The organism is Pseudomonas frederiksbergensis, assembly GCF_017114915.1.
Taxonomy (GTDB): domain Bacteria; phylum Pseudomonadota; class Gammaproteobacteria; order Pseudomonadales; family Pseudomonadaceae; genus Aquipseudomonas; species Aquipseudomonas frederiksbergensis_I.
Genome location: NZ_JAAUOE010000003.1, coordinates 156,486 through 170,222 on the forward strand (window position 1 = coordinate 156,486; position 13,737 = coordinate 170,222).

15 protein-coding genes are annotated in these 13,737 nt (G+C 60.7%); all 15 read left to right on the forward strand.

Annotated features, from left to right (window positions below; genetic code table 11):
* Window positions 1-5 precede the first annotated feature (5 nt).
* The 15 genes from fliJ to flhF all read left to right on the forward strand — a co-directional run bounded on the left by fliJ (window position 6) and on the right by flhF (window position 13,714).
* Window positions 6-455, forward strand: coding sequence for a flagellar export protein FliJ (fliJ, locus tag HCU66_RS03665; protein WP_205887206.1), 450 nt, complete (start codon window positions 6-8; stop codon window positions 453-455).
* A gap of 91 nt (window positions 456-546) precedes the next feature.
* Window positions 547-852 carry an STAS domain-containing protein gene (locus HCU66_RS03670; protein ID WP_205887207.1) on the forward strand — a complete coding sequence of 102 codons (306 nt, stop codon included), beginning with the start codon at window positions 547-549 and terminating at the stop codon, window positions 850-852.
* A gap of 5 nt (window positions 853-857) precedes the next feature.
* Window positions 858-2,561: an ATP-binding SpoIIE family protein phosphatase gene (locus HCU66_RS03675; RefSeq protein WP_205887208.1), complete on the forward strand. Its 1,704-nt coding sequence runs from the start codon at window positions 858-860 to the stop codon at window positions 2,559-2,561.
* Window positions 2,562-2,593: 32 nt separating this feature from the next.
* The gene (locus HCU66_RS03680; protein WP_205887209.1) at window positions 2,594-2,941 is read left to right on the forward strand and encodes an Hpt domain-containing protein; all 348 of its coding nucleotides are present in this window, start codon (window positions 2,594-2,596) and stop codon (window positions 2,939-2,941) included.
* A 156-nt stretch (window positions 2,942-3,097) separates the two neighbouring features.
* Window positions 3,098-4,465, forward strand: coding sequence for a flagellar hook-length control protein FliK (locus HCU66_RS03685; protein ID WP_205887210.1), 1,368 nt, complete (start codon window positions 3,098-3,100; stop codon window positions 4,463-4,465).
* A gap of 163 nt (window positions 4,466-4,628) precedes the next feature.
* Window positions 4,629-5,129 carry a flagellar basal body-associated protein FliL gene (gene fliL / locus HCU66_RS03690; protein ID WP_205887211.1) on the forward strand — a complete coding sequence of 167 codons (501 nt, stop codon included), beginning with the start codon at window positions 4,629-4,631 and terminating at the stop codon, window positions 5,127-5,129.
* A gap of 9 nt (window positions 5,130-5,138) precedes the next feature.
* Window positions 5,139-6,107 (forward strand): flagellar motor switch protein FliM, encoded by a 969-nt coding sequence (gene fliM, locus HCU66_RS03695; RefSeq protein WP_205887212.1) that lies wholly within the window; start codon window positions 5,139-5,141, stop codon window positions 6,105-6,107.
* Window positions 6,108-6,162: 55 nt separating this feature from the next.
* Window positions 6,163-6,621, forward strand: a complete 459-nt coding sequence (fliN, locus tag HCU66_RS03700; protein WP_420908040.1) for a flagellar motor switch protein FliN — start codon at window positions 6,163-6,165, stop codon at window positions 6,619-6,621.
* Window positions 6,622-7,065: a flagellar biosynthetic protein FliO gene (gene fliO / locus HCU66_RS03705; RefSeq protein WP_205887214.1), complete on the forward strand. Its 444-nt coding sequence runs from the start codon at window positions 6,622-6,624 to the stop codon at window positions 7,063-7,065.
* On the forward strand, window positions 7,065-7,823 hold the full coding sequence (gene fliP / locus HCU66_RS03710) for a flagellar type III secretion system pore protein FliP (RefSeq protein WP_205887215.1): 759 nt from the start codon (window positions 7,065-7,067) through the stop codon (window positions 7,821-7,823). Before fliO ends, fliP begins: the two co-directional genes overlap by 1 nt.
* Complete coding sequence (fliQ, locus tag HCU66_RS03715; RefSeq protein ID WP_007938648.1) at window positions 7,820-8,089, forward strand: flagellar biosynthesis protein FliQ; 270 nt, start codon at window positions 7,820-7,822, stop codon at window positions 8,087-8,089. Before fliP ends, fliQ begins: the two co-directional genes overlap by 4 nt.
* A gap of 3 nt (window positions 8,090-8,092) precedes the next feature.
* Window positions 8,093-8,875: a flagellar biosynthetic protein FliR gene (gene fliR, locus HCU66_RS03720; protein ID WP_205887216.1), complete on the forward strand. Its 783-nt coding sequence runs from the start codon at window positions 8,093-8,095 to the stop codon at window positions 8,873-8,875.
* A gap of 3 nt (window positions 8,876-8,878) precedes the next feature.
* Window positions 8,879-10,018: a flagellar biosynthesis protein FlhB gene (gene flhB, locus HCU66_RS03725; protein WP_205887217.1), complete on the forward strand. Its 1,140-nt coding sequence runs from the start codon at window positions 8,879-8,881 to the stop codon at window positions 10,016-10,018.
* Window positions 10,019-10,247: 229 nt separating this feature from the next.
* Complete coding sequence (gene flhA / locus HCU66_RS03730; RefSeq protein ID WP_205887218.1) at window positions 10,248-12,377, forward strand: flagellar biosynthesis protein FlhA; 2,130 nt, start codon at window positions 10,248-10,250, stop codon at window positions 12,375-12,377.
* An 11-nt stretch (window positions 12,378-12,388) separates the two neighbouring features.
* Entirely contained in the window at window positions 12,389-13,714 is a 1,326-nt protein-coding gene (gene flhF, locus HCU66_RS03735; RefSeq protein ID WP_205887219.1) for a flagellar biosynthesis GTPase FlhF, read from the forward strand.
* The last annotated feature ends 23 nt before the right edge of the window (window positions 13,715-13,737 follow it).

Genomic DNA, 13,737 nt, shown 5'->3' on the forward strand with positions numbered 1-13,737 from the left:
CGGCCATGGCCTCGAGTCGCGCGGCACGCCTGGCGCCCGTGGTGGAAATGGCTGAAAAGGCCGAGAAAACCGCCGTCCAGCGCCTGGGGCACTTCCAGGGGCAGGTTCGCCTGGCAGAAAGCAAACTCGCCGACCTCGAAGCCTTCCGTCTCGACTACCAGGAACAATGGATCGTACGCGGCAGTGGTGGTGTCTCGGGTCAGTGGTTGCTGGGCTATCAGGGCTTTCTCGCGCAACTGGGCACGGCCATCGACCAGCAGCGCCAGAGCCTGAGCTGGCATCAAAACAACCTGAACAAATCCCGGGAAGCCTGGCAGCAGGCGTTTGCCCGGGTCGAAGGCTTGCGCAAACTGGTTCAGCGCTACAGGGATGAGGCACGGCATCTGGAAGACAAGCGCGAACAGAGGCTGCTGGATGAGTTGTCCCAGCGGTTGCCGCGACAGGATCCTTACTGAGCGGCACCTTCGAAAAGATCGCCTTGCTCCTGCCCCCGTCAAGTGCTAAACCTTCTACACGTACGTTCGCCAATGACAAGGAAGCCGTCAAATGTCAGTCGTTACAGAAGTATCCCCGGATGGGCAAAAGCTGACGATTTCGATCAAGGGTCGATTCGATTTCGGTCGGCATCAGGAGTTTCGCGAGTCCTACGAGAGACTCAACAAGAAACCCGATTCCATTGTCGTGGACCTGAAGGAAGCCACGTATCTCGATAGCTCTGCTCTGGGCATGTTGCTCTTGCTGCGTGATCACGCCGGTGGCGATAGTTCCGACATTCGTGTCGTCAACAGCAGTTCCGACGTGAAGAAGATCCTCGCCATCTCCAACTTCGACAAGCTGTTCGACATCAGTTGAGCGTCATGCAGTCGCTCGAGCCGCTGACGATACTGATCGCCGAAGACAGTGCGGCCGACCGTATGCTGCTGTCGACTATCGTCCGTCGCCAGGGCCATGAAGTGCTGACGGCCGGTAACGGCGCCGAGGCGGTCGAAGTGTTTCGCTCACAACGACCGCATCTAGTGCTGATGGACGCCATGATGCCAGTGATGGACGGTTTCGAGGCTGCGCAGCAGATCAAGGCACTGGCGGGGGAAACCCTGGTGCCGATCATCTTTTTGACGTCACTGACCGAAAGCGAAGGCCTGGCCCGTTGTCTGGAAGCCGGGGGCGACGACTTTCTGGCAAAGCCTTACAACCAGGTGATTCTCGCCGCCAAGATCAAGGCCATGGACCGCTTGCGGCGTTTGCAGGCCACCGTGCTGGAGCAGCGCGACCTGATCGCCAGGCACCATGATTACCTGCTCAACGAGCAGCGCGTGGCCAAAGCCGTATTCGACAAGGTCGCCCACTCCGGTTGCCTGAGTGCACCGAACATCCGTTACCTGCAATCACCCTATGCGCTGTTCAACGGCGATTTGTTGCTGGCCGCGTTCACCCCGGCCGGCGACATGCATGTGCTGCTCGGTGATTTCACCGGTCATGGTTTGCCGGCCGCTGTCGGTGCCATGCCTCTGGCCGAAGTTTTCTATGGCATGACCGCCAAGGGCTATGGCCTGTCCGAAACCCTGCGCGAGATGAACGCCAAGCTCAAACGCATCCTGCCGGTGGACATGTTCTGCTGTGCGGCCCTGCTGTGCCTGAGCTTTCAGCGAGGTTCGGTGGAGGTCTGGAACGGCGGGATGCCGGACGGTTACCTGCACAGCGTCGCCAGTGGCGAGCGTACAGCGCTGACGGCACGCCACTTGCCGCTGGGCGTGCTGAGCCCGCAAACTTTCGATGACCGCACCGAGGTATTCCCGATGGCCGTCGGCGATCGGGTGTTTCTGCTGTCCGACGGGGTGATCGACACCTGCGATGCCAATGAACAGTTGTTTGGCGTAGAGCGATTGGAGCGGGTATTTGCAGCCAATCGTCAGCCTGATGCGTTGTTCGAAGAGATCGAGCAGGCCTTGCGGGACTTTCGCGGCGAGGCTCGTGATGACGTGAGCATGGTCGAGGTCCGTCTGGTGGAGGCCGCGCAACTGAGCCCGCCGGTGCCGGTGTATTCCGACAGTGGTCAGTCCTGCCCGCTGGACTGGTCGGTAAGTTTCGAGTTTCGCGCCGCCACCCTCAAACGCTTCAACCCGCTGCCATACCTGTTGCAATTGCTACTTGAAGTGCACGGCCTGCGGGCCCAGAGTGGCGCGCTTTACAGTGTGCTGGCAGAGCTGTATTCCAACGCCCTGGAGCATGGCGTGCTGGGTCTGGATTCAAACCTTAAGCGCGATGCTTCGGGTTTTGCGCGTTATTATCAGCAGCGCAATGCCCGCCTGGACGAATTGCGGGACGGCTATGTGCGAGTGCATTTGCAGGTGACGCCAAAAGGCGAGGGCGGTTGCCTGACCGTCCGGGTCGAAGACAGTGGCAAGGGCTTCGATGTGGCGCGGGTGATGGAGCGTCCGGTCGATGATGTCCGTCTGTCGGGACGTGGCGTCAGTTTGATCCGTCAGTTGAGTCATCGTGCGCGCTGGTCCGATAATGGGCGCAGTGCTCACGTGGAGTTTTTCTGGGAGGCTCAAGCATAATCCCAGGCATTCTTGATCAAAGGAGTGAACAAGTGGACAACACACATCTGGATCGCGACGTGCTGAGCGCGTTGCAAGAAGTTATGGAGGACGGGTATCCAGAATTGCTCGATACCTTTCTCAGCGATTCCGAAGAGCGCTTGAGTCTGCTGCGTCAGGCTGACGATGCCGATCGGTTAGGCGCCACGGCGCACAGTTTCAAGGGCAGCAGCAGCAACATGGGTGCGACCCGGCTGGCCGAGCTGTGCCATGAACTGGAGCAGCGAGCCAAAGATAAAAAGCTCGAAGGTATCGAAGCGCTGGTTGGAGAGATCGACGGCGAATTCGCGATTGTCCGACCGCTTTTCGAGGCTGAGCGCCAGCGCTCCCTGGCGGAATAAGACAACAGCCGAACGCAGGCTTCGCCAGCTGCTACAGATCGCATTTTACCGCTTAACCGTCCGGCGCTTTTGGCGGCCAGCGAGCAAAGCTGGCTCGACCCTTGCAATCAACTCGCTCAACTGTACCTACGATCCCAGTGCAGCGGAGACAGTTCTATGCCCGTTACCCCTAACATTCTTCTTCAGGCCGCCGCTGCGGCCAAGACTCAAGCCGCGTCCGCCAATACTCCGGCGCCGACGGCAGAGCCCGGGGACAAGGCCTCCAGCTTCGCTCAGGTCTACGCCAATCAGGCGCAGAACAAGCCCTCGGTCATGGTGGACGGATCGGCTAAACCCGCACGCGACAAAGCCACGGACAACACCGGCAAAAAGGACGTGAGCGGTGATAAGTCTGCCGCCCCGGAACCGACCGTTGCCGATAGCGGCAAATCCTTGCCCGCCGAAAAACCGGCGCAGACTGACGACAAGACAGCCAGCGATGACGCACCGGATGCCGCCGAGGCCTCGACACCGGTGGCCGATACCGCGCCTGTCGATCCGGCCCTTGATCCAGCGTTGATGCAAGTGATGCAGCCGGAGCTGCCGGCCCCCGTGGCTGAAACTCCACCGGGTGTGGTCACTGTGCCGTCAGCCGTTGAAGCACCTGTCACAGCCGCCGTCACCGCGGCAGCGGCGCAGACTGTTGCGACCGCTGATCCTGATTTCGATCCCGAAGCCGATCCTCTCGATGCACTGCCGGCCGTGCGCATGGCCATGGAACTGGGCGGGCACGTTTCGGCCGCCAGCCAGGCCCAGCCAAAAGCGACGCCGACCCCGGCTCAAGTCGACGGCGAGCCGACCTCGGCGCAGAACTTTGCCGCGGGCATGGCGAGCATGCTCGATGTGCAGGCCGATCAGGACGGCACCAGCCAGGGCGGCGAGAAGGCGTTCAGTGGTCTGATCAATGATGGCCTCAAGGATCTGAAGTCCGCCAGCAGCGATACCCGTGTCGATGACTTCGCCAACCGTCTGGCGGCGCTGACGCAGGCGGCAACGCCCAAGACAGCCAATGCATTGCCGGTGAACCAGCCGATCGCCATGCATCAGAGCGGTTGGACCGAAGAGGTGGTCAACCGGGTCATGTACCTGTCCAGCGCCAATCTCAAGGCGGCTGACATCCAGTTGCAACCGGCCGAGCTGGGACGCCTGGATATTCGGGTGAACATGGTTCCGGATCAGCAGACTCAGGTGACCTTCATGAGCGCCCACCCAAGCGTTCGCGAAGCACTCGACGGACAAATGCATCGCCTGCGTGACATGTTCGCGCAGCAGGGCATGGGCCAGGTCGACGTCAACGTTTCCGATCAGTCCCGTGGCTGGCAGGGCCAGGGTCAGGAACAGGCTCAACAGGGCCAGGGTGGGCGCGCCAATGCCAGTGGCGGTCGCCTCGATTCCGTCGATGAAGAACTTCCCGCGACTGTCGCTGAAGTAGCCGCCAACACCACCAGCGTGATCGGCACCAGCGCCGTCGACTACTACGCCTGATTCCCCTTGTAGGAGCTGGCTTGCCAGCGAAGACGGTGTGTCAGCCAATACACCTATCGACTGACACACCGCCTTCGCCGGCAAGCCAGCTCCTACATGGCATAACACTTGCTCTTGCCTTGCCGTGCGACTGTGAAAACCCGATTAGTGACGGATTATTGGCATGGCGAAGAGCGAAGCAGTAGTAAAAGACCCCGCAACCAAAGGCAAAATCAAGCTGATCATTGTGATCGTCGTGGCCCTGCTGCTGGCGATCGGCTTGTCCGTGGGGGCGACCTGGTACTTCATGCACAGCGCCCAGAGCAAACCTGCCGCCGCGGCTGAAACCGCTGTGGTCGGCAAGCAGCCGGCGATCTTCGAGCCCATGGCTCCGGCCTTCGTGGCCAACTACACGCAGAACGGACGTCAGCGCTACATGCAGGTGAGCATCACCATGCTGGGTCGCAATCAGGCTGATCTGGACGCGCTCAAAGTCCACATGCCGGTGATCCGCAATAACCTGGTCATGTTGTTTTCCGGTCAGGATTTCGCCGCGCTGGCGACCCCGGTCGGCCAGGAGATGTTGCGTCAGAAAGCCACAGCCAGCGTCCAGGAAGTGGCGCAGAAAGAGCTGGGCAAAGTGGTGATCGAACAGTTGCTTTTCACTAATTTCGTACTGCAGTAGGAACACGACATGGCCGTGCAGGACCTGCTGTCCCAGGATGAGATCGATGCGCTGTTGCATGGCGTCGACGATGGTCTGGTACAGACCGATAACGCTGCTGACCCCGGCAGTGTCAAAAGCTACGACCTGACCAGCCAGGATCGCATCGTCCGCGGACGCATGCCGACCCTGGAGATGATCAACGAACGTTTCGCCCGCTACACCCGCATCAGCATGTTCAACATGCTGCGCCGCTCGGCGGACGTTGCCGTCGGTGGCGTGCAGGTGATGAAGTTCGGCGAATACGTGCACTCGCTGTACGTGCCGACCAGCCTCAACCTGGTCAAGATCAAGCCGCTGCGTGGCACGGCGCTGTTCATCCTTGACGCCAAACTGGTGTTCAAGCTGGTGGACAACTTCTTCGGCGGCGACGGCCGTCACGCGAAGATCGAAGGGCGTGAATTCACCCCCACCGAACTGCGTGTGGTGCGCATGGTGCTGGAGCAGGCCTTCGTCGATTTGAAGGAAGCCTGGCAGGCGATCATGGAAGTGAACTTCGAGTACATCAACTCGGAAGTGAACCCGGCCATGGCCAACATCGTCGGCCCGAGCGAAGCCGTTGTGGTGTCGACGTTCCACATCGAGCTCGATGGCGGTGGCGGCGACCTGCACGTGACCATGCCGTACTCGATGATCGAGCCGGTGCGCGAAATGCTCGATGCCGGTTTCCAGTCGGACCTCGACGATCAGGACGAGCGCTGGGTCAATGCCCTGCGCCAGGACGTGCTCGACGTCGATGTGCCGATCGGTGCGACTGTCGCCCGCCGCCAGCTGAAGCTGCGCGACATCCTGCACATGCAGCCGGGTGATGTGATTCCGGTGGAAATGCCGGAAGACATGATCATGCGCGCCAACGGTGTGCCGGCCTTCAAGGTCAAGATGGGCTCGCACAAAGGCAACCTCGCGTTGCAAGTGATCGAGCCGATCGAGCGTCGCTGACCGGCGCTCATACCCCTACGCCTTTAACTGAATTGTTGCCCGCCGAGGACAAATGATGAACGACGATATGAACGCCCAGGACGACCAGGCTCTGGCCGACGAGTGGGCTGCGGCCCTGGAAGAAACCGGTGACGCCGGGCAGGCCGACATCGATGCGCTGCTGGCGGCCGATGCCGGTACGTCGAGCTCCAACCGTCTGCCGATGGAAGAGTTCGGCAGCGTTCCCAAGAGCAATGAGCACGTGACGCTGGACGGTCCGAACCTGGACGTGATCCTCGACATCCCGGTGTCGATTTCCATGGAAGTGGGCAGCACCGACATCAACATCCGCAACCTGCTGCAACTCAACCAGGGGTCGGTGATCGAGCTCGATCGTCTGGCCGGCGAACCGCTGGACGTGCTGGTCAACGGCACGCTCATTGCTCACGGCGAAGTGGTGGTGGTCAACGAGAAGTTCGGCATCCGCCTGACCGACGTGATCAGCCCAAGTGAACGCATCAAGAAGTTGCGCTGAGTGAACAAGGTGCTAGCGGGCCTGCTGGCCTTGCCATTCAGTGTGCTGGCGGCGGAGCCGGTGACGACTGCTGCAACAGCGGCGCCAGCCGTCAGCAGTGGTGTGGCCGGGCAATTGACGCAATTGGTGTTCGGCCTGCTGCTGGTGCTGGGGTTGATTTTCTTCCTTGCCTGGCTGCTGCGCCGGGTCCAGCAGGCCGGACCGGCCGGCAAGGGGCAGGTGATCGAGCTGATCGGTTCCCGGGCCCTTGGCCCCCGTGACCGTTTGATGTTGGTGCAAGTGGGCAACGAGCAAATTCTGCTCGGCCTGAGCCCCGGCACCATCACCGCGTTGCATGTGCTCAAGGAGCCGGTGCAAGTGGCGAGCGGGACTGAAAAAGCGACCCCGGAGTTTGCCCAGCGCCTGTTGGAGCTGTTGGGCAAGGATCAGAAGGATAAGAAGTAATGGGTGCGCTACGCATCGTCTTGACGCTGGCCCTGATGCTGGCCGCGCCGCTGGCGTTCGCCGCCGATCCGTTGTCGATCCCGGCGATCACGTTGGGCACCAACGCCGAAGGCGCGCAGGAATACTCGGTCAGCCTGCAAATCCTGTTGATCATGACGGCGCTGAGTTTCATCCCGGCGTTCGTCATGCTGATGACCAGTTTCACCCGGATCATCATCGTTTTCTCGATCCTGCGTCAGGCCCTGGGCTTGCAGCAGACACCGTCGAACCAGATCCTCACCGGCATGGCGTTGTTCCTCACGATGTTCATCATGGCGCCGGTATTCGATCGGGTGAATCAGGATGCCTTACAACCTTATCTGGCGGAAAAACTCACCGCTCAGGATGCCGTGGCCAAGGCCCAGGTGCCGATCAAGGACTTCATGCTGGCCCAGACTCGCAGCAGTGATCTGGAGCTGTTCATGCGCCTGTCCAAGCGCACCGACATCGCTTCGCCGGAACAGGCACCGCTAACGATTCTGGTGCCGGCCTTCGTGACCTCCGAGCTGAAAACCGCGTTCCAGATCGGCTTCATGATTTTCATTCCGTTCCTGATCATCGACCTGGTGGTGGCCAGTGTGCTGATGGCCATGGGGATGATGATGCTCTCGCCACTGATCATTTCCCTGCCGTTCAAAATCATGCTGTTCGTGCTGGTGGATGGCTGGGCGTTGATCATCGGCACGTTGGCCAGCAGCTTCGGCGGCGTTTCACCATGACGCCCGAAGTTGCCGTAGACATCTTTCGCGAAGCGCTGTGGCTGACCACCATGATGGTCGCCGTGCTGGTGATTCCGAGCTTGCTGGTGGGGCTGTTGGTGGCGATGTTCCAGGCGGCCACCCAGATCAACGAACAGACCTTGAGCTTCCTGCCGCGTCTGCTGGTGATGCTGGTGACACTAATCGTTGCCGGCCCGTGGCTGGTGCAGACGTTCATGGAATACATCCTGCAGCTGTACCACAGCATTCCTCAGGTCATCGGTTAAGCCATGTCGCTGTTGCAACTGACCGATACCCAGATCAGCACCTGGGTGGCAACGTTCATGTTGCCGCTGTTTCGCATCGGTTCGTTGCTGATGGTCATGCCGATTTTCGGCACGACGCTGGTGTCTACGCGCATCCGCCTGTATTTCGCGCTGGCGATCACTTTCGTGATTGCCCCGGGTCTGCCACCGATGCCGCCGGTCAACGCGCTGGACCTGAGCGCTCTGCTGCTGATTGCCGAGCAGATCATCATCGGCGCAGTCCTCGGCTTCTCCTTGCAACTGTTCTTTCAGGCGTTCGTGGTGGCGGGGCAGATCGTCGCGATCCAGATGGGCATGGGCTTCGCCTCGATGGTCGACCCTACGAACGGCGTGTCGGTGGCGGTGATCGGGCAGTTTTTCACCATGCTGGTGACGCTGCTGTTCCTGTCGATGAACGGCCACCTGGTGGTGTTCGAAGTCCTCAGTGAAAGCTTCACCACGCTGCCAGTCGGTGGCGGGTTGATGGTCAATCATTTCTGGGAGCTGGCCGGTAAGCTCGGCTGGGTACTCGGTGCGGCGCTGCTGCTGGTGTTGCCGGCGATCACCGCGTTGCTGGTGGTCAACATTGCCTTTGGCGTGATGACCCGGGCGGCGCCGCAGCTGAACATCTTCTCGATCGGCTTCCCGCTGACCCTGGTGCTCGGCCTGTTCATCGTCTGGGTCGGCCTGGCGGACATTCTCAACCAGTATCAACCGCTGGCCGCCGAGGCCTTGCAGTTGTTACGCGAACTGGCGAAGGCGCGCTGAGTCATGGCTGAGAGCGAAAGCGGTCAGGACAAAACAGAAGACCCCACGGAGAAACGTAAAAAGGACTCCCGGGAGAAGGGTGAGATTGCGCGCTCCAAAGAGCTCAACACCCTGGCGGTCATGCTTGCCGGCGCCGGTGCATTGCTGATTTTCGGTGGCGCCCTGGCCCTGGATTTGATGGAGCTGATGCGCATGAACTTCTCGCTCTCGCGCGAGGTGATTCTGGATCAGCGCTCCATGGGCACCTATCTGCTGCACTCGGGGCAGATCGCGCTGTTGTCGATTCAGCCAGTGATGATCACGTTGTTGCTGGCCGCGCTGATTGGCCCGATCTCCCTGGGCGGTTGGCTGTTCGCCGCCGGCTCCATGGCGCCCAAGTTCAGTCGCATGAACCCTGGAGCGGGTCTGAAGCGGATGTTCTCGGCCAAGGCGCTGGTGGAATTGCTCAAGGCCCTGGCCAAGTTTTTCATCGTGTTGTTCGTGGCGTTGGCGGTCTTGTCGTCAGACATCGACGATCTGCTGCGCATTGCCCACGAGCCGTTGGACATGGCGATCATTCATAGCCTGCAAGTGGTCGGCTGGAGCACCTTGTGGATGGCGTGCGGGCTGATCATCATCGCGTTGGTCGACGTGCCGGTGCAGCTCTGGGAAAGCCACAAGAAACTGCTGATGACCAAGCAGGAAGTGCGCGACGAGCACAAGGATCAGGAAGGGCGACCGGAGGTCAAACAACGCATTCGCCAGTTGCAGCGCGAGATGTCGCAGCGACGAATGATGGCCGCGATCCCCGATGCCGACGTGGTCATCACCAACCCGACCCACTACGCCGTGGCGCTCAAGTACGATCCCGACAAGGGCAATGCGCCGGTGCTGTTGGCCAAGGGCAGCGATTTCCTCGCGTTGAAGATCCGCGAAATCGCTGTGGCCAACCAAGTCATGCTCCTCGAATCGCCGGCCCTGGCGCGTTCGATCTACTACTCCACCGAGCTGGAGCAGGAAATCCCCGGCGGGCTGTATCTGGCGGTCGCCCAGGTACTGGCCTACGTCTACCAGATCCGCCAATACCGCGCCGGCAAGGGCAAGCGACCGGATCCGCTCAAGGACGATTTGCCGATTCCAGCGGATTTGCGGCGCGATTCCTGATCGCACCTGTAGCAGCTGCCGAGCCTGCGAGGCCGCGTTCGAGGACGAAGTCCTCGCAAAGGTTTACGACTGCTGCGCAGCCGAACGCAGCCTCGCAGGCTCGGCAGCTGCTACAGGACTCAAAACACCTCATTTCGCACCCCGGCAAAAGTTGGAAAGCTTCTTGCAGTAGCCGCCCAGCGCCTGCTTCAGGCGTCAAAAGTTTGCTTTAAAGGAACGGGGAAAACCGGTGGATCGCTCTCAGTTAATCAACACTGCACGCACAAACGTTGCCGACCTCAGTCGGGGCAATCTGGGCGTGCCGCTGTTGCTGCTGGTCATGCTGGCCATGATGATGTTGCCGGTACCGCCGTTCCTGCTGGACGTGTTTTTCACGTTCAACATCGCCTTGTCCATCGTTGTGTTGCTGGTCTGCGTGTACGCCCTGCGGCCGCTGGATTTTGCGGTGTTCCCGACCATTTTGCTGGTGGCGACGTTGTTGCGGCTGGCGCTGAACGTGGCTTCCACGCGGGTGGTGATGCTCCACGGTCAGGACGGCCATGCCGCCGCCGGCAAGGTGATTCAGGCCTTCGGTGAAGTGGTGATCGGCGGTAACTACGTGGTCGGTATCGTGGTGTTCGCGATTTTGATGATCATCAACTTCGTCGTGGTGACCAAGGGTGCCGGGCGGATTTCCGAGGTGAGCGCGCGTTTCACCCTGGACGCGATGCCCGGTAAACAGATGGCGATCGACGCCGACCTGAACGCCGGCCTGATTGATCAGAACCAGGCCAAGGCCCGACGTCAGGAAGTCGCCCAGGAAGCCGAGTTCTACGGTTCCATGGACGGTGCCAGCAAGTTCGTGCGCGGTGACGCCATTGCCGGTCTGCTGATTCTGTTCATCAACCTGATCGGCGGTATGGCGGTCGGTATCTTTCAGCACGGCATGACCTTTGGCGATGCCGGCAAGGTGTATGCGCTGTTGACCATCGGTGACGGTTTGGTGGCGCAATTGCCATCACTGCTGTTGTCGACTGCCGCCGCGATCATGGTGACCCGTGCTTCCGGCTCGGAAGACATGGGCAAGCAGATCAATCGCCAGATGTTCGCCTCGCCAAAAGCCTTGGCGGTGGCCGCCGGCTTGATGGCGGTGATGGGCCTGGTGCCCGGCATGCCGCACATCTCCTTCCTGTCCATGGCGGCCCTGGCGGCCGGTGGCGCTTACCTGTTCTGGAAGAAGCAGAACGCGGTCAAGGTTCAGGCCCTGCAGGAGGTCAAGCGTCAGCAGGAGCTGCTACCGTCGCCGGCCCGGGCTCAGGAAACCAAGGAGCTTGGCTGGGATGATGTGACGCCGATCGACATGATCGGCCTGGAAGTCGGCTACCGCCTGATTCCGCTGGTGGACCGCAACCAGGGTGGCCAGTTGCTGGCGCGGATCAAGGGCGTGCGTAAAAAACTCTCCCAGGACCTGGGCTTCCTGATGCCGACGGTGCATATCCGTGACAACCTCGACCTGGCGCCAAGCGCTTATCGCCTGACCCTGATGGGCGTGATTCTGGCTGAAGCGGAGATTTACCCGGAGCGCGAACTGGCGATCAACCCGGGGCAGGTCTACGGTACGCTCAACGGTATCACCGCCAAAGATCCGGCTTTTGGCCTGGAAGCGGTGTGGATCGAAATCAGCCAGCGCGCCCAGGCGCAATCCCTTGGCTATACCGTGGTCGATGCCAGTACGGTAGTGGCGACCCACTTGAACCAGATTCTGTACAAGCACTCCAGCGAGCTGATCGGCCACGAAGAAGTCCAGCAACTCATGCAATTGCTGGCTAAAAGCTCGCCGAAACTGGCCGAAGAGTTGGTGCCGGGGGTGGTTTCGCTGTCGCAACTGCTCAAGGTCTTGCAGGCGTTGCTGGCCGAACAGGTGCCGGTGCGCGACATTCGCAGCATCGCCGAAGCTATCGCAAACAATGCCGCCAAGAGTCAAGATACTGCCGCTTTGGTGGCGGCGGTGCGCGTCGGCGTATCCCGTGCAATCGTGCAAAGCATTGTAGGCACTGAGTCGCAGCTGCCTGTGATCACCTTGGAACCAAGGTTGGAACAAATATTGCTCAACAGTCTTCAGAAGGCAGGACAAGGCTCGGAAGAGGGCGTTCTGCTGGAGCCAAGCATGGCAGAGAAGCTGCAACGCTCGTTGATCGAAGCGGCGCAGCGTCAGGAAATGCAAGGTCAACCGGTGATTCTGCTGGTGGCCGGCCCGGTGCGCGCGATGCTCTCGCGATTCGGCCGGCTGGCAGTCCCGGGTTTGCATGTGTTGGCGTATCAGGAAATTCCTGACAACAAGCAAGTGACCATCGTTGCGACAGTAGGGCCCAACGGCTGAGGTAGTGGTTTATGCAAGTTAAGCGTTTTTTCGCCGCCGATATGCGTCAGGCCATGAAGCTGGTTCGTGATGAGCTGGGCGCTGATGCCGCCATCATTGGCAACCGCCGGATCGCCGGCGGCGTCGAGCTGACGGCTGCCCTGGATTACAAGCTGTCGGCGCTGGCCCCGCGTGTTCCGAACATGGAACTCGAGGATGAGCTGCGCAAGACCCAGTCGCGGATCGCCACCGCTCAGGCCGAGCTGAGCCTGCGCGGCGAGGGCGAGAGCGACAAGACCACCAATCGCCAGTTGTTCGCCGGCCTGCCGTTGACCGCCGCCGAGCCGCTGATCGAACCGACGCTGGCCGAACCTCGGCGCCCGGCGCCCGCGCCTGTTGCAGCGGCCGGCCTCGACCCGCGTGCATTCGATTCGATGCGTTTCGAACTCAACAGCCTGCGTGAACTGATGGAAGTGCAGCTTGGCTCGCTGGCCTGGAATCAGTTGCAAGGCAGCCGTCCGGCCCAGGCCAACCTCTGGCGTCGCCTGCAACGCATCGGCCTGTCCGGCCCGTTGTCGCGGGATCTGCTGGCGCTGATTACCGACATTGAAGAGCCACGTCAGGCCTGGCGCATGTTGCTCGCGCACCTGGCGCGGATGATCGCCACGCCGGAAGTCGAGCCGCTGGAAGAAGGCGGTGTGATTGCCATGGTCGGCCCGGCTGGCATGGGCAAGACCACCACGCTGGCCAAGCTTGCCGCCCGTTACGTGCTCAAGTACGGCGCGCAGAACATCGCGCTGGTGAGCATGGACAGCTATCGCATCGGCGCTCAGGAACAGCTCAAGACGTTGGGCCGCATCCTCAACGTGTCGGTGACCCACGTCGACCCGGGCCAATCCCTGGTGCAGGCGCTGGAGCCTTTGTTGCGCAAACGCGTGGTGCTGATCGATACCGCCGGCCTTCAGGCCAGTGACCCGGCCCTGCGCATGCAGCTCGAAAGCCTGGCCGGACGAGGCATCAAGTCAAAAAATTATCTGGTCCTGGCAACCACCAGCCAGAAACAGGTTCTAACCGCCGCTTATCACAGTTACAAACGCTGCGGCCTCGCCGGCTGCATCCTGACTAAACTGGATGAAACGGCAAGTCTTGGCGAGGTGTTGAGCCTGGCTATCAGCCATGAGTTGCCGGTGGCTTACCTGACCGATGGCCCGCGGATTCCGGATGATTTGCATCTGCCGCGTCGTCATCAGTTGGTCAGCCGCGCCGTTAGCGTGCAAATGCAGGAAGAACCCAGCGAAGAAGCCATGGCCGACATGTTCGCTGATATTTACCACAGCCCGACCAAGCAGGTTGGCTGAGGCATTAATGAACATTTTTTGTA